The following is a 24057-nucleotide window of genomic DNA, read 5'->3' on the forward strand; positions in this document are numbered from 1 at the left end:
GAGATGCCAATTAATGTAAAATTCGGTGTAAGCACCTGGCTTTGGACCTCTCCATTCAGTTCTGAAACACTCAGTTTATTACCAAAAATTAAAAACTTTGGATATGATGTAGTGGAGATACCTGTAGAAGATCCAGCGCTAATTAATATACCAGAGGTAAAAAAAGCACTTAGCGATAACGGTCTTGAGGCCGTTATCTGCGGAGCTTTCGGGACAAGCCGAGATTTCACCAATGAAGATCCATCATTTCATAAAACCAGCTTTGACTACTTGGACCAGTGCTTTGAAATAGCTGCTGGATTAGATGCCAAGTTTGTAGCTGGACCTATGTATTCTGCAGTGGGAAAAGCTAGATTGGTATCTCCAGAACAAAAGAAAATAGAATGGGATCGAGCGGTGACTAATCTCCGTAAAGTATGCCACACAGCAAGAAAATTCGGTTTGGACATCGCTTTAGAGACATTGAATCGTTTTGAGACAGATCTTATTAATACCTGCGAGGAACTCATGCAGTTAATCAAAGATATTAATGAACCAGAAGCCAAAGTGATTTTGGATGGTTTTCACATGAGTATAGAAGAACCAAACCCTGAAGCCGCCATCAAACTGGCCGGAGATAAATTGATCCACTTCCAGGTATCTGAAAACTATCGTGGAACTCCTGGAAGCGGAACTACGCCGTGGGATGCGTATAAGCGTGGTCTTGAAGCAATCAACTACCAAGGTGTCATCTCAATTGAAAGCTTCACCCCAGACGTAAAAGAACTAGCTGGTGCAGTATGCATCTGGAAGCCTTTAGTACCATCACAGGATGGCTTTGCCAAAGAGGGCTTGGAATTTCTTAAAAACTGGGCTGCTGGTTAAATAACGGTTCAATATCGATTTTAATAATCTTATATACTTTCGAAAGAGTCAATAACCCAAGGAGAGTAGATAAGTACAGCTTCCCTCCTCTTCTACCTAACCTGAAATTTTAAACCTATTTCACCTAATTAATTATAACAACATACATACACTAAAATGAGTAATAGACCCTTTAATATCGCCATCGTTGGACTAGGTTTTGGAGCAGAATTCATTCCGATCTACCAAAAACATAAGCTTTCAAACATGTATGCCATCTGTCAACGAAATAAAGAAAAAGCTGAAGAGATCGGCAAAGCCTTTGGCATAGATAAAGTTTACACTGATTACGATGAATTGCTAAAAGACCCAGAAGTAGATGCTGTTCATATCAACACACCAATTCAAAATCATGCTGAGCAATCACTGAAAGCTTTAAGAGCTGGAAAGCATGTCGCTTGCACAGTCCCAATGGCAACCTCTGTGGAAGATTGTAAAAAAATCGTGGAAGAGGTTCAGAGAACTGGCTTAACCTATATGATGATGGAGACCGTGATTTATAGTCGGGAATTCCTCTTCGTAAAAGAAATGTATGAAAAAGGAGAGCTTGGTAAAATTCAGTTTTTAAGAGCCTCACATCAGCAAGAAATGGCGGGCTGGCCGGGCTATTGGGAAGGCCTCCCTCCTATGCATTATGCTACCCATTGTGTGGGACCAGTATTGGCTTTGCCAAAGGCACAAGCAGAATACGTTTCCTGCCTAGGTTCAGGTAGAATTGACGAGAACTTAATACCAAAGTACAGTTCTCCATTTGCCATAGAAACCTGCCATATCAAATTCAAAGACTCTGATTTGGCTGCTGAGGTGACTAGATCACTTTTCAATACAGCTAGACAGTACAGAGAAAGTTTTGATGTATATGGCTCTAAAAAATCCTTTGAATGGACGTTAATTGAGCATGAAGACTCTGTGATTCATACAGGTGAAAGTCCAGAAAGAGTTAAGATTCCTGATTACGGACATTTACTCCCAGATGAAATTGCTTCATTCACCACAGCAGGAGTTTATGATGGTGATGACAACCAGCATTTATCGTTTATTCAAGGATCAGGTCACGGTGGTTCCCACCCGCACTTAGTCAATGAGTTTTTGAATGCATTAGCAGAAGAAAGAGCTCCGTATCCAAATGCAAAAGAATCGGCAAACATAACCTGTGTTGGAATTTTAGCTCACGAATCCGCTATGGATGGCGGAACAATCAAACATCTGCCCGAGTTTACACTAAACAGTCATTAATTGTCCTATAGAAAAAATTATTTGACGTAGGCCACTGCCTATAAATTAGATTAAAAGAATGAAAACTAAAACCATAACAAAAACTGCTATCCTGGTGCTGGCAGTTATGTCATTTGCCTGCGGAGGTGGTGAATCCACTGCAGACAAAGTTGCAACAGACAAAACGCCTGTTGAAGTAGAAGCGGCTAAACCTACCCCAGCTGTAATTGATGAGCCCATCGTAGAGGAAGAGCAGGTGGAAGAAGTTATAGAGGAGGCCGGTGTAGCACTTTCAGGAGAAGCAAAGATTGGTAACTCTGATTGCCTTTCATGTCATTTAGTGGAAAGAAAAGTAATAGGACCTTCATTTAAGGAAATAGCAGCTGAGTATAAGCCCACAGACGAGAATATCACCAAACTTGCTAATAAAGTAATAAAGGGGGGTACCGGCGTTTGGGGAGAGACTGCTATGCCTCCGCATCCTACTTTGAATGAAGAAGATGCAAAAGATATGGTAAAGTATATTTTGAGCCTATACGAATAAACATGTTCGTTTGATCAGGTTCATTAATGCAAATGAGAAAGGAGTTATTTAAAAAAGGTGTCAGAACACTCTGACACCTTTTTATTTATCTAGCGCCTCTTATGATTACCATTGATTAGCATTTATAATCATCATTTTTACAAGCTGCTGCTACGCATTTAGCGACATGCTACTTCACCACACTGGCGATTTTCTCAATCACCTCAATTTTTGGTTCCAGATTTCTGTCGAAAAGCAATGGATAGTTGGTTCTTCCTCTTACTGGAAAATTATTCAACCAACTATTCCCATCACCTAAACCCCAAAATGTGACGCGGGTAATTTTGTCCTTATGCTTTTCATATATCTTAAAAATATCAGCATAGCGCTGAGCTAACTTGGCCTCGGCCTCCGGAGTGATTCCATCCTTATATGGATTATATTCCTCTGAATTGGCAAAGTTCATGTTCAAGTCGGCGCCCACAGCACTACGCGGCCTAGGCAACACATCTACATCCAGCTCAGTCACCATCACTTTGAATCCAGCTTCATGAATGTCGATTATGCCTTGCTCGATCTGCTCCAGCGTAGGGGTTTCAAGCTGGTAATGCCCTTGCATGCCTATTGCATCCACTTTGATTCCTTCAGACACCATTTCCTTTGCAAAATCAAGAATACCTTTACGCTTAGCTGCATTCCAGACATTATAGTCGTTGTAATACAATTCTGCCTCAGGATCTACTTCATGAGCTTTTCGAAAAGCCGCTTTCATAAACTCAGTTCCGGTAACTTTATACCAAGTGGATTCTCGAAACGACCCATCTTCATTGAATGCTTCATTGACCACATCCCATCCATGGATTTTACCTTTGTACCGTCCAGCTACCGCCTCAATGTGGTCCTCCATTCTTGATATCAAGGCATCTTTACCAAGAGGCTCCTTGTTTTCATCCTGAAAGACCCAACGTGGTACTTGCTGGTGCCAAACTAGGCAGTGGCCAATCGTAAAGGCTCCGATTTTTTCTCCTAAAGCGACATACTCGTCTCCGAATTTGAAATCATAACGATCAAGTTCAGGGTGGACACGCTCCCATTTAAGGCCATTTTCTGGGCTTAGGCTGTTAAACTGGTTTGCTATAAGAGCGCTTACTTTCTCATCAGAGCTGTTCACCTGCCATGCATTGACGGCAACTCCAATGTGATAACTATCTGCAAAAATATCTTTGAGACGCTCACTTTCAGGGTTTTGCTCTGAAAACAGCAAGGCAAGTGATGCAAAGGTTAAGACTTTTTTGAATATCATAGGTATAAATATTAATAGGTTAATTCTGATAGAAAAAGGAGTGCCTTTTCCAGAAAAGAGAGTAAGTACACTCGGTAGTTTATTTACTGGAAAACAAAATCGGAGCAAGTTCGTGTAAGCTCCTTCTCCAAGTCTGGAATTCGTGAGCTGTACCTTCGGATACGTAAGAAACTGCATTGTAGCCTGCATCTTTTAGTACATTCACAGCATTAGTCACCCGATCTGGATTCTCCTTGCTTCCCGCACTGATGAAAATAAGATCGGGCTTGATGGAATCCTTCAACTCCTCAGGAGTATAGATTCCTCCACTTAAGAGTGCATAGCGAGAAAACACCTCTGGTTTATTGAGCGTAATGGAATGTGTTTCCATTCCCCCCATGGAAAGTCCGCCCATTGCCCGGTGTTCTTGGTCTGCAACAGTTCTAAAGTTTGCATCTACATATGGGATCAATTCATCTACTAAAACAGTTTGAAATGCATCAACCTTAAAGTCTCTCAATCCACCGAACTTGACTTCATTGGTCATTCCGTATGTCATTACAATAATGAAAGGATCGACTTTACCCTCAGCTATGAGGTTATCCATGATCAAATTTGCATGTCCCTGATTGCTCCAAGCTGTCTCATCTTCACCCCAGCCATGTTGCAGATAAAGTACTGGATAGCGTTTGGAAGACTCTTTATTATATCCAGGAGGAGTATAGACAAAAGCTCTTCTGGATGTGCTGGTGCTAGGCGATGGAAATAATATTTGCTGCACATTGCCATGAGGCACATTCTTCAGCGCATAAAAATCCTCGTCATGTGCTGGGATTTCTATTCCGCTTTCCCAACGGGTAGAACCATAATAATTCTTTGCTCCGGGATCATTGAACACACCTCCATCTATAGTCAAATGGTAGTAATGAAACCCTTCATCCATCGGACCTGCAGTTGTCCCTGTCCACACTCCATCAATATCTTTGGTAAGATTTGTCCCCCCTTTGCCTCCGAGACCCAAACTTACATTGACACTTTGAGCCGCCGGGGCTTCTACTTTAAATCTGGCATATCCCTGTGAGTTTACCTGGGGATATTCTTTACCTGGCTGGTTCTTGGAAGAAGGTTTAAAGTCTTCTTTGATTGTGTTGTCCATCTGGGCATAGCAGACTGAGCTACTGAACATCCAGAAAAAAACTAGAGTTAAGTTGTACTTTTTCATGGTTCTATAGGTTTGGGATTATTGACAAGTTAAATCTTGAGGTATTGCAGAATTGTATGGTCTGTTTTAAGAATTAATACAGAATTTATTGAAGTAAGATAAATCCGTTGTCAAAGAATATCTCCAGCTTCTTTAGTGCTCACTTCCAGAGAATGTGGGATTATTCCCCATTATCATAGGCTGAGAATCAAAATACCCCCATGAATAGGGACAGGGCACACATTGGTCTTGTGGCTCACCCTCATCCATAGGATCGCCCTTTGTACTTAGGATTCCATATTCACAAACTCGGTAGTATTGGATGTTTTATAACCAATACGTTTAGCACGAGTAACTATTTTTTGTCCTTTACTTAGCTTAATAGGCTCGTGATATATTTGCCAGGTTTCACTGCCTATTTTATCATCAATTTGGTAACCAATTGATGCTCCTTTTGTATCACAACTTAATACTAATCCCTTTTCAGTTGGTTTTACTACAACATCCTTTGTTGAAGGCTGAACCAAGCCTGGCCAAAACATTTGTACTAAGTTATATTCATCGATTAATCCTTTGTCTCCAATATCCAACTGCCATGCAGATAACTGTGCTCTCATTTTAATCAACTGTGGGTAGTATTTTGGATCATTTGCAAGGTTGTGTATTTCATCAGGATCATTTTCAAGATCATATAGCTCTTCTGCATCTCTATAATCACGAAAAATATAGGCAGCACCGCCTGTTAGCTCGCCTTGCCTATCCATTTCAATTAGCTTTCGCGTCATTTCTATTTGTTCGCGGTATTGAATGCGATAAATCAGAGGCGTGGAAGGATCAAAATTTTTAATGTAGCTGAATTGGCCGTCAATTACAGAACGGGAAAAATCGTATGCTTCATCAAATCTATCTGCTGATCCAAATATTGCCTCTCTAGGAGCTTCCTCATAAGTACCCATGAAAGCCTTTCCTTGCATATACTCCGGTGGCTTGATGCCCAATAAAGACATCATTGTAGGGCCTAGGTCCATTAATGACACTAACCTATCAGATCGTGTACCAGCCATACGCTTATCAGGAAAGCGAATTATCAAAGGAACATGCAATCCCGTATTTCCTACGGCTCTTTTTTGCCTTAACATCGGGCCGCCGTGGTCACTCCAAAAAACAATTATGGTTTTATCCAATAACCCTTCTTTCTCAAGTTTATCTAATTTTTCTCCTATTTGAGCGTCCAATTCCTCAATGTTAGAGTATTTCCGTCCTACATCCTTTCTAACCACAGGTAAGTCAGGAAAGTACTCAGGGAGCTTAATATTGTTGATATCTACCAGCATAGGATCCTTTTCCTTCATCCAAATTTGTGATTCATGGGTTACTTCATGATTGTAAACCGAAAAGAAAGGCATACCCTCAGGTCTGTTCATGTATTCAGCATTAAAACCGTTCTCGTCCCATGCGGTAAACGGTGGATAAAACTGATAGTCATTTTTCCAGTTGTTGGTGCAATAGTATCCTGCTACTCGTAAATATTCGGTAAAGCATTTCACTTCAGGTGGTAAGACAGCAGAATAGGCAGGGATATTTTGTCCGCTTTTCCCAGTCACCGCCTGAAAGGACGGGTATGTTTCACCATTTATCCCCTTATAGGGCACAAAGTTCGCTGTACGCATATTATGTGTCCCAATGCTCACCGGATACATTCCTGTGATGATGGAAGAACGGCTGGGAGCGCAGACCCCTACTGTTGAATAAGCATTTTCGAATAAAATACCTTCTCGTGCCAAACGGTCGATATTTGGTGTTTCAACTTCTTCAGCCCCATAGGCACCTAGCGTAGGGTCTATATCTTCACAACTCAACCATAAGATGTTGTACTTCTCTTGCGCTTGGACAAGCTGACTAAACGTCACTAGTAAAAGCAGCAAGAATAGTTTATGCATTGTTTTCATGGAGTTCTGTTAAATGATGAAACGGTTAGTGCTAAAAATCACTGCTAACCTGATAGTCAAGTTTGAGCACAGCATCGTAAACTTCTAAAGGACAGCGACATATTAAATTTAGTGTATTCTGTTCCATCTATTAGTATTAAATAGAAATGAATCAATGAAGGAAAAAAGATACCCTCACAAGGTGGATTACTAATTCATAGCCAGAAAACAACCTATGCAATCAAATCCAAATCAGGTCTGATTGCATAGGTGCTAAATAAAATTACATTCCTTCTAAACCTTCAGCGAACCCAGCATAAGCAGGTTTACGGTTTAGATTAAGATCCCAAAGCCCTTGTTTTTCGCCTGGAAGCCAATTTGAATTCTCAGCACTATCTGTCACACCCCAAATAGTGATACCGTAGCGCTGTGGAGCAGGGACATGTTGCAGGTACATTTCCGCTACGAACTTGTACATCTCCCGCTGCTGCTGCATCATTTCTGGAGTGGGATTGGTAGAATTCATTCGTACATCAAGCTCTGAGACCTTGACAAGTTTGCCAGTTGCAGCTAGCATCTTAAACATCGATACAATTTTATCCTTATCAGAATCTATTGCAATGTGCATCTGTGTACCAATTCCATCTACAGTTACTCCTTTGGTTTCTAAATATGCTACATAATCAATCAGTCCCTGAGTTTTCGCCAGGCTATATTCCAGATTATAGTCATTGATGAAAAGTATGTCATCAGGATTACCATATTTCTCGGCCAATTCAAAAGCTTTTACAGCGTAGTCTTTCCCGAGGTAATCTTGCCAAAAGAATTCGTCAGCGGCGATACTTGGTCGACCAACTCCTGTTTTTAATTCTGAAGGATTTGCATCATCCATGGGCTCATTCACTACGTCCCAAGCTTTGATGTGCTCTTTCGAATTCGTAACCATTCCTGCAATCCATCTTTCAAACTCACCGGAAATTATAGACAACTTCTCTTCATCGGTCTTATTTACCAGCGTAGTGCTGCCACCAGAAAGAGAAGAGCTGCTCAAAACTACATTGTCCAAATAGACTGTTCCAGCAAATTCACCATAACTAATTACAAACCGAATCCGGTCATCAGCGGTGGCAACTGTTGTCAGTGAAACTTGCTTCCACTCTTTAGTCACACCTACTTGACCAAACCCGTTAGATGAGTAATTCGGACTTTGGAGTTCGGGTCTTATGACTCCTTCAGCATCTCCTTTCACCCAAAAAGTCAATTTATACTCCTCCCCATTTTTTAGAGGTTCAGACAATCCATAAGATGTCTGAACTTCCCAAAAACCACCTGTTTTGGATGGATTGGTGACGTAAAAACCTTTACCAGAACCTCCGAAGCCCATTCCATCAGCAGTCACACCACGAGAAGAGCCATTTCCCCAGCCTCCCCAGCCAGTTCCATTTTCGAAATCACCGTCTTCAATCAGGTTATTAATTGCAGGCTCACCATCCGGATCATACACATATAAATTGCTGATGTCAATAGAATACGAGACACCTGGCTTATATCCCATGTTAAAATTTATTTTGAAGGAATCTCCTTCAAAATCACTGACTTGAAATCGGATTTCTTGCCAGGAAATACTGGTTCCAAAAGCTGTACTATCTTTACCAGTACCCATCCAATCGAGTGCTGGCATGTTATCAGAAAGACCATCAAAGGTTATCCCTCCCTGACCCGGTTGGTCGGATTTGATATAGACTACTACTTCATATTCTTTCCCCTGAAGCACTGGAATAGCTGGGGTTGTGAGCTGTACACTTTCAGGATCAGTTCCTGAACCAGCGGTCAAAACAAAGGCAGAAGTGCCCTCACCCATTCCTTTTCCTTCTGCGATCATTACTTCTCCACTTTTTGACCAGCCATCCATAGATCCTTGCATCGGTGAGGAAAGGTCTAATTCATTGGCAAATGCAGGTGAATTTACTACTAGAGGTTCAAGCAGTCTATTCAGGTAAGTGGCGTTTTGATTTGCATGCCAGACCAGCGTATGACCAAAAACAGATGTCCCAACAGCTGAGGCAGCTTCCAAAGTTGCATTTACCCCATCAAAATTAAAATTTCCATTTGCTTGAACGATAGCACCGTGCTTCATGCCATAGCCAGCTGTGATTTCATCAAAATTGCTATTGATAAGACGGTACATTACTCCTCTGTCGTCGTATTGGGACATTGTCACTGCTCCACCCAACTTAAAATTAGGGTAGGCAACGGTGTCTATGTAACTCCTAAGTACCCCGTAGCCATTGAGTACCTCTTGTTCGGCAATATTCATCGGCTTTTCTACCTTAAACTCATCATTTGCGATATAGTCAGCACATGAGGAAGTTCCGATAGCAACAGCCAGAATACCAAAACATTTAATATATAATTGCTTCATGTTTTCTTGGGTCTAGTTAATTGTTGTTTTTCACTACAGGAGAAAATATCTCCATGCCAACCGCTCTGTCGCGTACCACAAGCGTATCCGTAGCTGAAATTGTCATTTCGGGAAGATTGATTTCATACTGTAGGTAAATCACATCTCTGTCTTTATCACCCCAGCTTTTCACCTCTCCTTTAGAGACAAATTTCCCAGCTCCACTAGCCGTATATCCGTCTCCCAATGCTGAAACTGTACAGTTTCCACTTTCGTCAAAAGTCAACACAATATCTGCTGGGATATTAGTTCCATCCTCTCCAGGGTAAGACAAGGGAAACTCTACTTGATTCAATGACCTCGTTTTCAAAAAGTTCACCTCATCTTTCACCACAAATTCCGCATGCCTGATCACAGTCTCATCCAGCCCTGTATTTCCGTTGCTTCCTTTGATCACATCCTGCCCTCTTCTTAAGTAATTGCCATGCCAAGGATTTACATATTTCAATGCATACAAGACGAAATCTTTTGGTACCACAGACCAATCCGCAGGGTTATTTCTCCTAGGATTTGCCACCAAGCCCACACCGGATAGGACTGAGTCAGCATTAGCTATTTCAGTGATTCTCAAGGGCAAAACATAGGTGTTTTTAATAGCTTGGGGATCATTAAAGAATCCGCTATTCAGCTGGATCTCAACACCACCAGTCACTTCACCTTTTGGGATCATAATAGATTGAGCTGAGAGCTGATAATATTCCGAAGGAAGTACCATTACTTCATCTCCATCGGCTTCAAATAGAAGATCCTCCGCCAGTGAATTATCAACTTCCACATTTACCAACACATCCTGAGGAGAAGAATAGACGCCACCAGTGGTTGCGATGATTTTAAATTTACCTTCATTATCCATAGAAGTATCGAAGATATCATCTCCCAAGACGATCGTTCTCACAGGATATTGGTAGGCAAAATAAACCGTTTGGTAATCAAAGTCCGGAAACTCCCAATCTTCATTCTTGCATGAAGTGAGGACCAGAGAAAGTGCAACTAGTATATAAACTGTATTTTTCATTTTTCAGTAAGTTTATGGTCTATTGGATTCACGATAGGTTGTGTACTTGTGAATATTACCATCCTGTGTTTTGCTTTAGCTCTGTAAACTTCAGCGTTTCACTATATGGCACTGGACCATAAATCATGTAATCACTGAATACCCTGTTTTCTACATTCATGACCTCATAGCTGTCACCCTCTATTGTCATTCCCTGAGCAGTTTCATTAAGATTGACATTCCATCTGCGCAAATCCCAAAATCTGAAGCCTTCAAAACTTAGCTCCAATCTTCGCTCATTACGGATTAATTGACGCATTGCAGCTTGATCACCCTTGATAGACTCCAGGTATTCATCGCCGTTTTCAGTGCCAATACCTGCTCTCTGCCGGATTGCTTTTATTACATCATAAGCTGAATAACTCGCATCACCCATCCCGGTAGGACCATATGCCTCATTTGCAGCTTCAGCGTAGATTAAGAATATCTCTGTGTACCGGATGCGAGGCTTCATATGAACCTGCTGATTAGTCGAATTAGGATTTAGATTTACATCCTGGCGCAACAATTTTCTTAGGTAATAGCCAGTCCGTGTAGAAGTTTCTACCCGATTTAGCGCATCATTAGTTTCTCCATCAGCTGCAGTAATAATAATTGTATTACTTGGCCCTGAAGTACTCCCATTCAATACCACAGATTGATTTAATCTAGGGTCACGGGCAGAATAAGGACTTTGAGCATCATATCCACTATTTGCTGCACTGATAGGATAACCATTTGCCATAGGAAAGGCATCCACGAAGTTTTGTGTAGGGTTGATCAGTCCTCTTCCGTATAGGGTTGGCGGGTAATTATCCGCTTCTAAATTATTGCTCGGACCGATGGATGTTCTCCATAAAATCTCAGCAGGATTCATACCTCCACCGATAGCGTTAAGCTCTGCGTTATTGGAAAACCAAGTTCCACCAGTGGGAGACAATCCGCTGACACCTCCGATTGTATTGAGAATTTCTGCTGCATTTGACGCTGCAGTTTTCCACTTCTCCACATCGCCTTCTGGATTAAAAGCAGGGCTAGCAGCGAGCAATGCAGCCTGAGCCATCACCGCGCGAACTATTCTACCTGATACTAATTGTATGGCATCATCCCCAAAAACCCTGTTGTATTGTCCTGTCTCAGCTCCTTCATATTTACTAGGAATTAAGAAGGGGTCAGTAATATTACCCAAGTCCATAGGAAGTAAAGCCAAAGCTCTATCTGCATCTGCGTACAGCTGAGTCATACATTCTTCAAATGTATTTCTCGGAATATTAAATTCTGATTCTACATTCTGAGAAGCTGTAAGAATAGGTACTCCAAGTAATTGCCCTTCAGCCACCCCGCCATGAGCTTGCAGTAAGTAATACATAAACAATGCACGCAAACCATATGACTCTCCTTTGAGTCGATCTACAAACATCTGATTTACAATAGGATCTACAGCAAAATCTACACTGTCAACATCCTCCAGCATCACGTTCAGATACTGAATCGCAGACTGCGCACTAGACCATTGGTTGACTGGATTATTATTTGATGCCCATTGCCCTGTGGCTATGTTTAGAAACCCATTAGTAGGATTACTACTCACGGCATCATCTGTGGCCATTTCGCTGAATGTCCAACCGTTTGTAGGTATTCTTAAATAAGCATTGATCAATAAACCTTGCGCTAATCTCGGTCTCTCTAGCATGTCTTCCCGTCCTTGGATATTCTCAATGGCCGGGTCGATCAAATCCTGACAGCTGGAAAGGAATAAGAGGACACCAAAGAAATATAATATTTTAGTATTCATGTTTTTCAATTTTGGGTCTAGTTAAAACTTAGCTCGGATACCGAAGTTGTAGAAACGCGTCTGTGGAGTGCTTCCGATATTCAGTTCCAGAATATCGCTATTCGGACCTACTGTCAGAAGATTTGCCCCACTCACATACGTTCCAAGCTCTTTGATAAAACCATTTCCTAAGATGGACTTTGGAAAGGAGTAGGAAACCTGCACTTTGGCAAGATCAAACCTGTTTGTGCTATACAACCAGAAATCTGAGTTTCTGAAGTTATTAGCCCCATTAAGCGTGGTCAATCGAGGGAAAGTCGCTGTATTTTGCGTCTCTTCTGTCCATCGGTCTCTTACCACTGCAGAATATTTATCGTCCGCATTCACCCAGAAGTAATTGTTATTCTTCATGGCATACGCCCCACTTCTCATCGTTCCCAAAGCGAAGAATGTGAAGTTTCTGTACTTAGCAGAAAGGTTGAAGCCCATAGTCAATGGTGCTCCTGACCATCCTCCCCTGCCCAAATAGACTTCATCCTGAGCATTTATAATTCCATCGTTATTCTGGTCTTTGTATTTGATATCGCCTGGCTTGACTTCACCAAAAGCCTGACTAGGAGAGTTTTCTATATCATCCATCCCGCTGAAGAAGCCCATACTTTCCAGTCCCCAGATTGCATCTAGCGGCATCCCTTGTCTATTTTGGTAGCTATCTTCATAATTCTCAGATCTCTTGGAAGCCTTGGTGTCATAGTAAAGACCAGATACACCCAGAGTCCAGACAGTCTCCCCGATTTTCTTATTCAGGTTAAGCTGAAAATCAACGCCATTTCTAGTATCTCCATTATAGTTTACAAATGGAATCCAAGATGACTGAGGCCATCCTGTCACGAAATAACTCGGATATAGAATACTGTTCTGAACAAACAGCCCAGTCATTTTACTAGTAAAAACAGACCCGTTGAATGTCAGTAGCTGATCAAATAGAGATGCATCCAATTCCAAACTTATCTCTTCTCTTTTAGGGAAGGTGAGGTTCATGTTTTCACCACGTCTTACATCGGTACCTGTGTTATTAAGTCCATCTTTCCACTCATACCAAGAGCCTTCATCTGTATAGATAGCTTCATATAAGTAGAAGTTTTCTATGTCTAGGTCTGTATTTAAAATACCTGCCGAAACTGACAGTCTCAAATCATCAACAACCGATGAGGAGGACATAAATCCTTCTTCACTCATTCTCCATCCCAAAGACATAGTAGGCGAAAATGCATTTCGTCCATTCTCCGGAAGTTTTGCTGAATGAACCATCGCCCCACTGAATTCAGCGTAATACTTCTGCTTAAAATTGTATGCTAAATACAAGCCTAAATTTGCGTTGCTTACTTTGTGATAAATCTCTGATTCAGCTATCTGGAACCCATTCCCTATAAGCATTGCAGAGAAATTGTGTTTCTCCTTAAATGTTCTCTTGTAGTTCAATTGAGCTGAAAAAGATACCGTCTGACGGAACCAGTTGTCGTTTATGTTTTGAGTTCTCGAACTGGCATCTTGACCGTACTTTGTCAAGCTCAGAATTTGGTCAATACCGTTGTAGTTAGTCCATTTAGGCTCATAAACCGCATATTCGTTATTGAATGACAAGGTATAAGAAGTATTATAATTCAAACCAAACAGCGAACTGAAGGATAAGCCTTCGATTACATTTCTAAGATCTGCATCCACACCTGCATTAAATTGAAACTGCCGACTGGTGAATTTATTCGATCCTCCTGCGTAAATCCCTGCAATGGGGTTAGTCTGATCTAGTTGACTACCACCGAGCAGGTATTTCCCGTCTATCACGTGATCACTTGTTTCTACCAATTCCGCTGAAGCTTCATCACCAGACTCAATATATTCTATTGGAATAAGTGGAGAAAAGCGATTAGGTCTCAAAGTGGTTGAGCCACCCCAGTAGTCTGTATTTACACCATTACTATTATAAAATATAGCTGAAGCATCTACTTTGGCAGATATGTAGTCATTCAGGTTTAGATCAATATTACCTCGTACATTGAATCTTTCATTTGCATTCTCAGCCGCCTGACCAAAGTCCATTACTGTTCCTTCAGTCATGAAACCCACATTGGTGTAATACCTTGCCGTTTCATTACCGCCGGAAATCTCTAGATTTCCATCGTATTTGGCATAAGCCTTCTGAAGATATTCAGGAGAGTAATAGTCCACATTTGGGTATCGGTAGATATTATCACCAGAGGAATAATTGTAAATGTCATTTTCGGAATAAAGCGGGGAAAGTCCATCATTGGTTCTTGCCTCATTATACAACGACATGTATTCGCCTGACCCCAAATATTCAGGATAACTTTTTGGAGTATTTACCCCGGCATTTGTCCGGAAGGTGATATTTTGATCATTAGCCACACCTCTTTTAGTGGTGATCATGATAACGCCTTTGGCCGCTCTACTTCCGTATAGCGCTACTGCTGTGACTCCTTTCAGAAAACTAATCTGTGCTATCTCAGTAGGATGTACACTGTCTACCTCACGCGGAACCCCATCCACCAATACTAATGAACTTGAGTTTCCCCACATGTTACCATTGAAACCGCCTACATATGCTTCCATCCGATCCAGTGGATAAGTGATGTAGTTATCCTTGAGAATTTCAGGCATATTGACATAAGAAATTCCCCCCATCAGGTCTCTTTTGTCCTTAGTCTGGAAAGCTACTTTTACATCTTGTCCTTCCAGGTTTTCAAACAACATGATTTTTTCCAAGTCTATGGAAGCCACAATTAACTTGGTCTCATATCCTGGAGCTTCTACCGCCAGGTATGCGTTGGAAGAAACCACCAGTTTCACTACTCCCAAACTATCTGAGACAGCAGAGTAGTCATCATCTTCACTGGTAATTATAGCGCCTTGTATGGGGTTACCGGCACTGGTAGTTACCACAGGGTTAATTGTTATTTTTAAGGTACTCTGTGCCAGAAGCTGATACGGAAACATAACCGCAGCGACACACCATACCATCATTATTTTTAATAGTTTCATTTTGAGTCATTTAGATGATAAAAAGTAATCGCTTGCATTACCAGCCAGGATTTTGAGTCATTTCCGGATACAAAGACACATCAGACACCTTTAGCGGCAGCCAATAGTGCTTTTCTGTAAATGGTCGCTCCAAAATCACTACTTCCCGGATGTTTGCCACGCGGTTTTCAGTAGGATCATCAGTATTGAAATCACCCACTCTGTCCATTTCCACGGAAGTTTTCACCGTATATGGATCTTCGATCAGCAACATCCATCTTCTAAGATCAGTAAAGCGGTGTCTTTCAAATGCCAGCTCAACTGCACGCTCTCTTCGCAATTCTGGCAAAAGTGCATCTACAGAACCCATAAACTTGGAATGGATCGAAGCCATACCAGCACGGTCTCTAAGCACATTTAATGCATCTACAGCAGACTTACCAAAAGTAGCACTAGGCGTACTAGGTGAATTGTACCCCATCAAAGTAGCCTCAGCGTACATCAGATAAATGTCCGCCACTCTCATGTAAGGCACATTGATGTGGAGTGAAGTACCCCAATCGTATGCGTTATCATATTTATTAGCCTTGAGCGGCACAAATTTTCTACTCATGTAGCCGGTTCGGCTTCCGTTGCTCAAGTTTCTATAGCTTCCTCCACTGAATAGGTTTGCATATCGATTTACCTCCTGACTTTGATCAGGAATGGATCCCTGGATCACCTTGACACCATCATAAGTGATGTCACTGTAAAATCTTGGGTCACGGTTTTTCCATGGATAATTAGGATCATAGCCTGATTCCGGATCCGCCTTTGTGATATCGTCGGGAAGCGGTAAACCATTAGCCATACCATAATTTTGATGAACATAATTAGCAGTGGGCATAAACATCGTCGCATCGCCCTGACTGATCAATAAAGGCATGAACTGCTTTGAAATCTGGTAGTTACTACCATTGGCACCTGTAGTAGGAGCCCTGAACATGGCCTCAGATCCTCCAGGCATAGCCCAGTTTTGACCTGTGGTGTAGAAGAGGTTGGACTTCTGCGCAAAAGGGATCAAGGAATACAAGGTCTCGCCTGCTTCTATCAGCGTGAGAAGCTCTCCGAAAACATCCGCAGCCTTTTTGCTATAAGCTGCATCGTAGGATTTATTTCCGCTATCGGTGTAGTTCATCAAGGGGCTAGCTGCCCAAAGCAAATTCTTGCCTAAATAGCCTAGCGCCATTGCCTTGTTAATACGCATGGTGTTTTTTCCCAGCGTTCTCTTCCCAGCAGTAGTGTTATCCCAATTCAGGGGAAGAAGATCAGCAGCTCTACGAAGATCCTCAGCCACTCTATCCGCACTTTGACGATAAGTCAATCTTGGAAGTCTTAGCTTTTCGTCACTTGGTAATACGGTATCTATGTACGGCATTCCGCCGAAATACTGAATCAACTGAAAGTGAAACCATCCTCTGAAAAATAAGAGCTGACCTTCAATCAATCTTCTTTCTTCGTCTGTCGCATCTGTCAGTCTATCCAAATTTTCTAAACCTAGATTCGCTTTTCGGATTCCTTGCCAAGCTAATGGCCAAAGGGCTTTTTGGTGATGACCACCTGTGGTGGATGCATTGCCTTTGTCAAACCAACCAACTCCACCGCCTTGCTCTGCTTGCCATGCCCAGAAATTTCCTCTGTCGAAATTATAGGAGACAGTAAATGTGCCTGCTGTGGATTCTATTTCATCCTCTCCAAAATTCCAAGCACTCACCCAATAAGCAAGTGTGAAGTTTGGTACGGCGTGATAAAGTTCTTCAGTGAATCCCTGAAAATTGGTGAAATTCTGGAAAGCAGTTTCTTCCGAAATGATTGAATCTGGAGAGCGCTCTAAGTAATCTTCACAGGAGCTAGCAGATAGCAAAATAGCCATCATAAAACCTCCTTTTATAAAATTCTTTATATAGTTGTTCATTTGAATGACTGATTTAGAATGAAACATTTACACCCAAATTGATTCTTCTTACCGTCGGGTAGGCTCCTGCATAGCCTGCAGAAGAGAAGTTGGATTCCCGATCATCCGGCATATCCGTCCATAGCAGCAGGTTATTTCCATTTAGATATACTCTAAATGTCTCGACACCTATATTTCTAACCCAATTGGAATTGAAGAGGTAGGCGATTTCTGCATTTTTCAGACGTAAATAGGAACCATCATAGAGGTAGCGTTCACCATTGCTATAGCCTGGCATCAATGCGCCCCATCGTGGCATTGGAGAATCCGGATTCATGTTATCTTCAGACCAATAGCTTCCTTCCTCATATACTCTGTTCAGTCGGTTGTTCAAACTGCTCAGTGGCACATCTCTGGTCACATTATTTACACCATAAAACTGGACGTAGAGACTGAGTCCCTTCCATTCCACTCCTATGTTTGTGCTGTAAGTATTTTCAGGTACACTGGCAAATCCATAAGGAGCAGCATCGAAGGAGTCAATTATCCCGTCACCGTTGAAATCAAGGATTTGCATTCCACCAGGAAGTTTGAATTGATCATTGGAGTTGTTCTGCGTGCTTCCATATACTTCATCCCATGAACTGTAATAGCCATCGCTAATGTGAGTACGGTATTGACCAAGCTGATATCCTTGATCCTTCTGATAAGCTACCTGCAATTCCGGATCATCCCTTTCCTTGACCACATTTTCTGCGTGGGTCATCGTGAAATCAGCCCATACACGGATTTGGTTTTCGAAGGTGTGATTTAAACCCAGCGTAAATTCAAAACCGTTGGTAATCACTCGACCCAGGTTTGCGGCTGGGGCTGTAGTACCAAAATAACTAGGAATAGAACGGTCTCCCGACATCAGGATATCTTTACGGTCATCTTTGAAATATTCAAAATTACCGTTGATCATACCGTTAAGGATATCGAATTCAAGACCTATGTTGGTTTTGTAGACGGTTTCCCAATGCACCTCAGGGTTACCCACGGAAGATTGTCTATACCACGTATAAGGGCTATATTCTCCACCTTCCCCTACTATACCCAATTGAGAACTGTTGCCATAGCTCCATTGATCCATGAAAAGGAATCGTCCACCGATGTTATCATCCCCTACTTCACCGTAGCTGGCTCTTACTTTTAAAAAGTCAAGAAATGACAGTGACTTCATAAATCCTTCCTCAGAAACCACCCATCCTATACCTCCGGAGGAGAAGAATGCAAACCTATACTCAGGAGCAAATTTTTCTGATCCATTGTATGCACCACTATAATCGACTAGAAACTTCTTCTTGTAATCGTAGTTTGCGCGGAACACCCAATCTTCTCTATAGGAAGGAATCATATTTCCTGTCGCATCTTGCTGACGACTCATGAGTCCCATCAGGCTATAATTGTGATTATTAGCAATGGTTCCAGCATAGTTTAATTGAAATTGGTAGTACAGCCTTCGCTGTGCGCCCCCCACAGATCCGCTGGCAGTTCCCCAGGTTACTGCTTCTCTGAAATCAAATCTACTGTTGGAGTCCACAATATCATCGAACAGTTCGATTCCAGACTCAGGATCTATCCATTTTTGAAATGGTGTGTTATAAAGGTCATTTACACCTCTATTGGATTCTATAAAAGAATTATCCACTGCCAAAGTACCTCGGAAATTCAATCCTTTGAGGATCATCCCTAAGTCTTGGTTTAGGACAAAATTGGTCGACAACTGAGTAGTAGTTAGGTATTGCAAACCACTCACTGCTAGTATTCTCACGGAATTTTGTGCTGCCACATCATCCGGGGTATACACCCCCCAGGCACCATCTGAATACACAGGAATAAATGCATCTGGTGGATTAGCGTATGCAGCACTCCAGAAACTATTGGAATAGAAACTACTGGAATTGCCTACGCCCCAAGGAGTTTTTCTAATGCCATAGGAACCTCCAAGATTAACCTGAAGTTTGGTACTGGAAGTCAACTGGAAATCCAGGTTACTACGGAAATTCAGACGGTTGTAATTGAAACCAGGATCATAACCTCTGTTATTATCGAAGTCTCTAAAAAGGTCACCTTCATTCTGAAAATCTATACTTGCAAAGTACTGGGTGAACTTGGTACCCCCTCTGATTCCCACATTGGCATTGTATGCCATTGCGTAATTCTTGAATAATGTCTCTTGCCAATCAACATTCGGATAGCGTTCTGACTCCTCAAGGCTGGAAGGGAATCTATATTTGTATTGAGTATCGTATGGAATATAATCTGACCATCCCGAAGGGTTAGCAGAAAGTTCATTTTCTATTGCTCTGTTTCTTACTCCAATGGCGTCATATGAGTCATATTTCCCAGGCAGCTTAGATACTACCTTCATAGTAGAGCTGAAGTTGGCTGTGATCTGCGCTTTTCCTTCTCTACCTCTTTTGGTGGTCACGATGATTACGCCATTTGCACCTCTGGATCCGAAAACGGCGGTAGCAGATGCATCTTTCAATACTGAGATGGTTTCTACAGAAGCGATATCCATCGTATTGAAAAACTCGGGACGCTCCACTCCATCTACAAGAATGAGCGGAGAATTGCCATTCCAGCTATTCTGGCCTCGAATGACGATCTGAGGACTTTCCCCACCCGGCACACCTGTACTTGCCGAGGTGATTACCCCAGGCAAATTACCGGTTAATGCTGATCCCACGTTCGAAACACCACCTGTTCTCTTTAGAACTTCACCATTCGTTTGAGCTACTGCTCCTACAATGGTTTCTTTCTTTTGCTCTGCGTAGCCTACCACGATCACTTCTTCCAGTGACTGTAGATTCTCTTCGAGAATTATATTAATCACCGCTTGATTTGCTATGGTAACTTCTTTTTCATTGAAGCCCATAAAGGAAAAGACCAACGTCTCTCCCTCATTCACGGTAATGGAATAATTACCGTCCAGATCTGTGGTGGTACCTTTGGTAGTGTTTTTAATACGGACGGTAACACCTGGGAGTGCCAAGCCAGAAGGATCCAGAACTTGGCCTGTGATCTCTACTACTGCAGAGATTACCTCCTTAGGCTGAGACACTTCTTTTTTCGGTCCTCTTGTGATATGAATATTATCATCCAGCTGTACAAATTTTAGATTTGTCTGGCTGGAAATCTCGTAAAGCACCTCAGATAGCGGCACCTTGTTCATTGCCAGATTTACGGTTAATTCATCTACTGGAACCTTCACTTTATTATAAGTGAACATAAATCCGCTCTGTTTCTCTAGCTCGGGGATAACTTTGTTTAGTGTACTTTCATTGAAATTGACCGTGACGGTAATATCATCAAGCCCTTTTAATTGAGCATGTCCATTATTTGCCATAAGGACTGCCGTGAAAAACAGCTGAAAGATGAAAGCACACACAAAATATTTGGAAAGCATAATGATTTTCCTAAGTATTGATTTTTCCATACTTTTGATATGATTTTAAGTGTGTATTACTTGAAATTTTAGCCTTTGATTAATTTGACGATTGAGGCAAAGGCTATGGGCAGGAAAGCTTCGGCTTTCCTGCTTTTTTCATTTTCAGCTGGTGTTTGTGTAGGGGTTTTTCATAGGTTAGTAGGTTATGGGTTTGAAATTGTTACTGTTTTTCCTTTGATTTTATAGTCAAATTCGGAGGAGATACTTATGCCGTCCAAGACTTGATTCAATGGTTTGTTATGATAGCTTCCAGAGTACGACCATCCTTTATCTACCTTTAAGGTGCTGTTGATTGTGACGCCAAACCACACTTCCATTTTTCGGATAACTTCAGGGTAGCTGTCGTCTTTAAAAATCAGGTATTGGTCTTTCCAGCCAAATATTTCAAGGGGATCAAAATCTGTTTTAGTCACTTCACCATTCTTCCGTTTGATTAGCATTTCATGGGGAAGGAGAGTGATTACTCCCCCAGTGGAATCAGCCACTTCTACCTTGCCTTCTACCAGCGCCAGTTCAAAGTCTTCTCCGTTTTTTAGGTTAAATGAAGTGCCTAAAACGGTCACCTGATTGTTGTCTATTTGGATTACAAAAGGACGATTAGGATCCTTCGTCACATCAAAAAATGCTTCTCCCTGCATCCGGACGGTTCTTTTTTCCCCATCGAAATTCTGCGGATAGGCTATGCTACTAGCTGCATTGAGGTGAACATATGTTCCATCCGGCAATTGAAATTTATATTTCTGACCCGCAGGATTGTCCACAGTCAACCAAGTAGTTACTTTCTGATTTTCAGACTCTACCTTATTCCTTTTGTTGAGAATATCGATTCCGTAAACTGTAGAAAAAACCAAGAACAAGATGGCTGCAGTTTTATGCCAGCCACTCCAATGGAAATGACTGCCATCTGCCCTTTTCTGATGACTCTTTTCCACGATGTCCTCATACAAATCCATATAGGCCTGATCAGAAAGCACATACCGGTCTTTGTAATCGATCATTGCGATTATCTCTTTAGCCTTTTGGAGAACTGGTCTTCTTTCGGGATTATTTTCAATCCATTTAAGCCAAAAGTGATTAGTTTCTTCTCCAGGATTTTTCACCCACTGAATAAAAAATTCATCGTTCAAAAAGTCCTCGATCTCAAAATCTATGTATTTATATTTTTCGTCCATGGTAGTGGCAGGAAGCGCGCTGGTTAGGCTTTCTTAACTTCAAATATTTCTTTAAGCTTCTCCATGGCTCTATAAACCAAGGTTCGCGCTGTTTTAACTTCACTGAAATTCATCACTTCAGCTATTTCTTTATAGGATAACTCTTCTTGATAGAGCATAATAATCGCTTGTCTTTGCCTGGTAGGTAGTTTGTTCAGCGCATTGGCGATTTCCAACTTCTGCTCCAAGGCAAATTCTTCATCTATCAATTTGGTCTCATGAGAGGTCTCGATGTGAAACATATTTTCCTCATTTTCAAGAGAAATCAAATCGGCATTTAACTTTCTCTCTTTCTTGAGAAACTTGAAAAGTTCTCTGTGAAAAACGGTGAACAGATAACCTTTAATTCGCTGTACATCACCTAACTTGGCTTGGTTCTTTCGTAGATCTACAAACATTTTCTGAAGACAATCCCTGATTAATTCTTCTTGCTTGCAGATTTGCATGCCATAATTAAATAAGTCAGCTACATATTTTCGGTAGATGTAGTTAAAGGCGGCTTCATCTCCACTTTTGAAAGATGTCCAGACCTCACGGTCTGATTTTTCAGTGTATACCACCATCACTTGACTATGCTGCATATATAGCATAGCTGAGGTATCGGAAGTTTCAATAGGTTTATTCTGGGTTTTTTTCATTTGAACAGGAAGGTATCTCCACTCTTCACTTATAAAGAGTGTTTTTAGAGGTCAAACAACCTCAAAATTTTATTTTATTTTTTTCTGTATATGAAAAAATCTACCATACACAGTTTTATCCCCTGATAATTAGATAATACACCCCTATCGCAGAATATAATTCTGCTATAGGAGAATACCATTCTATCGTCTAATCAAGAATTCTTACAAGTAGTAAAAAAGGGAAATAATGGCGTCTAGAGACTTCAGTCTGCTTTCAGGAATTCGTTGACATCCAACCAATGTATAAAAGCATCAAACCAACGATTACTGGTTCTACCAGGATTACCAAGACCGAAGCCATGTCCGCCATTTTGGTATAAGTGAAACTCAACAGGAATACCTGCTTTGTACCAGGAATCGATTACACCGAACTGTCCTCTAAAAAGAAAATCATCTGTGGCAATCACATTGAACATAGGAGGTGCATCTTCAGGAACTTCAACTGGTCCCATGCCACCATAGATTGGGCCGATGAAGGCCAATTTCATTGTCTTGGAATTCAACGTGCTGTGCATGGTCAATCCTGCACCGGCAGAAAAGCCGATCATTCCTAACCTATCCATACCAACACCCCACTCTTCTGCTCTATCCTTAATCATCGCATAGGCTGCCTCGGCATCTTCCAACTGATCCGAAAGATCAAAGGGTGCAGGAGCTGGACGTGCGGGAGCTGAGGATTCCGACGGGGCAGGTGGTGGTGATAAAGTCTGGTTCATAGAATCTTTGAAGCCATCCAAAGACTCAGGAGTTGGGCGGAGCCTGTATTTCAGGACGAACGCTGCTATTCCCTGATCGGCAAGTGCCTGAGCAACTTCCCATCCTTCATTTTTCAAAGAAAGCCATCTGAAACCACCGCCCGGCGCAACAAGCACCGCTGCTCCAGTCGCCGTACCTGGCTCTGGTAAAAAAGGAGTCAAGGTGGCAACAGTAATATTTCGAGCCATTGGGTCTCCCCATTGCCTAAACCAAGTTTCGGAAGCAGGTTGGTTTTCAACGCCACCTGTTCCCAGCAAAATTGCATTAGGTTCAGCTGGTGTTTCCAGTGGATAAATTGTGCCGTCCTGTGCCATAGCGGAGGAGGCAATTAAGAGGCATGACGCCAGAATTGAGGTTTTTAATAGGTTCATGGTATTATGGGTTTTGTTAATTGCAATTAGGTGGAGAAAAGGAATTTATATGGCCATCCTTAATCTTGCCAGTAATAGTAATTTCTTTGCTCATCAGGTCAGAAGACAGGAGACGAGAGACGGGAGTGGCCTAAATACTAGTATTAACCAAATCCTAGGATTCTTTAATCTCTTTACAAGTTGAAAAGCGGATTTAGTTTTAAATCAATTTCTCCAATGATTAGTCTTCCTTATAAACTGGTTTAAAATGA

Annotated in this window: 15 protein-coding genes; 3 read left to right on the forward strand and 12 right to left on the reverse strand. The window is 41.7% G+C overall.

Annotated features, from left to right (window positions below):
* Positions 1 to 3 precede the first annotated feature (3 nt).
* From QOL76_RS01480 to QOL76_RS01490, 3 genes are all read left to right on the forward strand, one after another.
* Positions 4 to 864 (forward strand): sugar phosphate isomerase/epimerase family protein, encoded by an 861-nt coding sequence (locus QOL76_RS01480; protein WP_283411249.1) that lies wholly within the window; start codon positions 4 to 6, stop codon positions 862 to 864.
* A gap of 156 nt (positions 865 to 1020) precedes the next feature.
* Complete coding sequence (locus tag QOL76_RS01485) at positions 1021 to 2139, forward strand: Gfo/Idh/MocA family protein (RefSeq protein ID WP_283411250.1); 1119 nt, start codon at positions 1021 to 1023, stop codon at positions 2137 to 2139.
* A 58-nt stretch (positions 2140 to 2197) separates the two neighbouring features.
* Positions 2198 to 2662, forward strand: a complete 465-nt coding sequence (locus tag QOL76_RS01490; RefSeq protein ID WP_283411251.1) for a c-type cytochrome — start codon at positions 2198 to 2200, stop codon at positions 2660 to 2662.
* Between the two features lie 169 nt (positions 2663 to 2831).
* Here QOL76_RS01490 and QOL76_RS01495 read toward each other — a convergent pair whose 3' ends face one another.
* The 12 genes from QOL76_RS01495 to QOL76_RS01550 form a co-directional block, all read right to left on the reverse strand.
* A complete protein-coding gene (locus QOL76_RS01495) occupies positions 2832 to 3944 on the reverse strand; it encodes an endo-1,4-beta-xylanase (RefSeq protein ID WP_283411252.1) in 1113 nt (370 codons plus the stop codon).
* Between the two features lie 79 nt (positions 3945 to 4023).
* Complete coding sequence (locus QOL76_RS01500; RefSeq protein ID WP_377919192.1) at positions 4024 to 5109, reverse strand: alpha/beta hydrolase-fold protein; 1086 nt, start codon at positions 5107 to 5109, stop codon at positions 4024 to 4026.
* A 302-nt stretch (positions 5110 to 5411) separates the two neighbouring features.
* Entirely contained in the window at positions 5412 to 7064 is a 1653-nt protein-coding gene (locus tag QOL76_RS01505) for a sulfatase-like hydrolase/transferase (protein ID WP_283411254.1), read from the reverse strand.
* 271 nt (positions 7065 to 7335) lie between these two features.
* Complete coding sequence (locus tag QOL76_RS01510; RefSeq protein ID WP_283411255.1) at positions 7336 to 9474, reverse strand: endo-1,4-beta-xylanase; 2139 nt, start codon at positions 9472 to 9474, stop codon at positions 7336 to 7338.
* 16 nt (positions 9475 to 9490) lie between these two features.
* Positions 9491 to 10528, reverse strand: a complete 1038-nt coding sequence (locus QOL76_RS01515; protein ID WP_283411256.1) for a DUF5627 domain-containing protein — start codon at positions 10526 to 10528, stop codon at positions 9491 to 9493.
* A gap of 55 nt (positions 10529 to 10583) precedes the next feature.
* Positions 10584 to 12341 (reverse strand): RagB/SusD family nutrient uptake outer membrane protein, encoded by a 1758-nt coding sequence (locus QOL76_RS01520; protein WP_283411257.1) that lies wholly within the window; start codon positions 12339 to 12341, stop codon positions 10584 to 10586.
* Positions 12342 to 12362: 21 nt separating this feature from the next.
* Positions 12363 to 15380 carry a SusC/RagA family TonB-linked outer membrane protein gene (locus tag QOL76_RS01525; protein ID WP_283411258.1) on the reverse strand — a complete coding sequence of 1006 codons (3018 nt, stop codon included), beginning with the start codon at positions 15378 to 15380 and terminating at the stop codon, positions 12363 to 12365.
* A gap of 37 nt (positions 15381 to 15417) precedes the next feature.
* Positions 15418 to 17313, reverse strand: coding sequence for a RagB/SusD family nutrient uptake outer membrane protein (locus tag QOL76_RS01530; protein WP_283411259.1), 1896 nt, complete (start codon positions 17311 to 17313; stop codon positions 15418 to 15420).
* Between the two features lie 13 nt (positions 17314 to 17326).
* Positions 17327 to 20776: a SusC/RagA family TonB-linked outer membrane protein gene (locus QOL76_RS01535; RefSeq protein ID WP_283411260.1), complete on the reverse strand. Its 3450-nt coding sequence runs from the start codon at positions 20774 to 20776 to the stop codon at positions 17327 to 17329.
* A gap of 155 nt (positions 20777 to 20931) precedes the next feature.
* Entirely contained in the window at positions 20932 to 21960 is a 1029-nt protein-coding gene (locus QOL76_RS01540) for a FecR family protein (protein WP_283411261.1), read from the reverse strand.
* Between the two features lie 23 nt (positions 21961 to 21983).
* Positions 21984 to 22637: an RNA polymerase sigma factor gene (locus QOL76_RS01545; RefSeq protein WP_283411262.1), complete on the reverse strand. Its 654-nt coding sequence runs from the start codon at positions 22635 to 22637 to the stop codon at positions 21984 to 21986.
* Positions 22638 to 22882: 245 nt separating this feature from the next.
* Complete coding sequence (locus QOL76_RS01550) at positions 22883 to 23806, reverse strand: alpha/beta hydrolase (RefSeq protein ID WP_283411263.1); 924 nt, start codon at positions 23804 to 23806, stop codon at positions 22883 to 22885.
* Positions 23807 to 24057 lie beyond the last annotated feature (251 nt).

The sequence above is a fragment of the Algoriphagus winogradskyi genome (genome assembly GCF_900182815.1).
In the GTDB taxonomy this organism is placed as follows: Bacteria; Bacteroidota; Bacteroidia; order Cytophagales; family Cyclobacteriaceae; genus Algoriphagus; species Algoriphagus winogradskyi.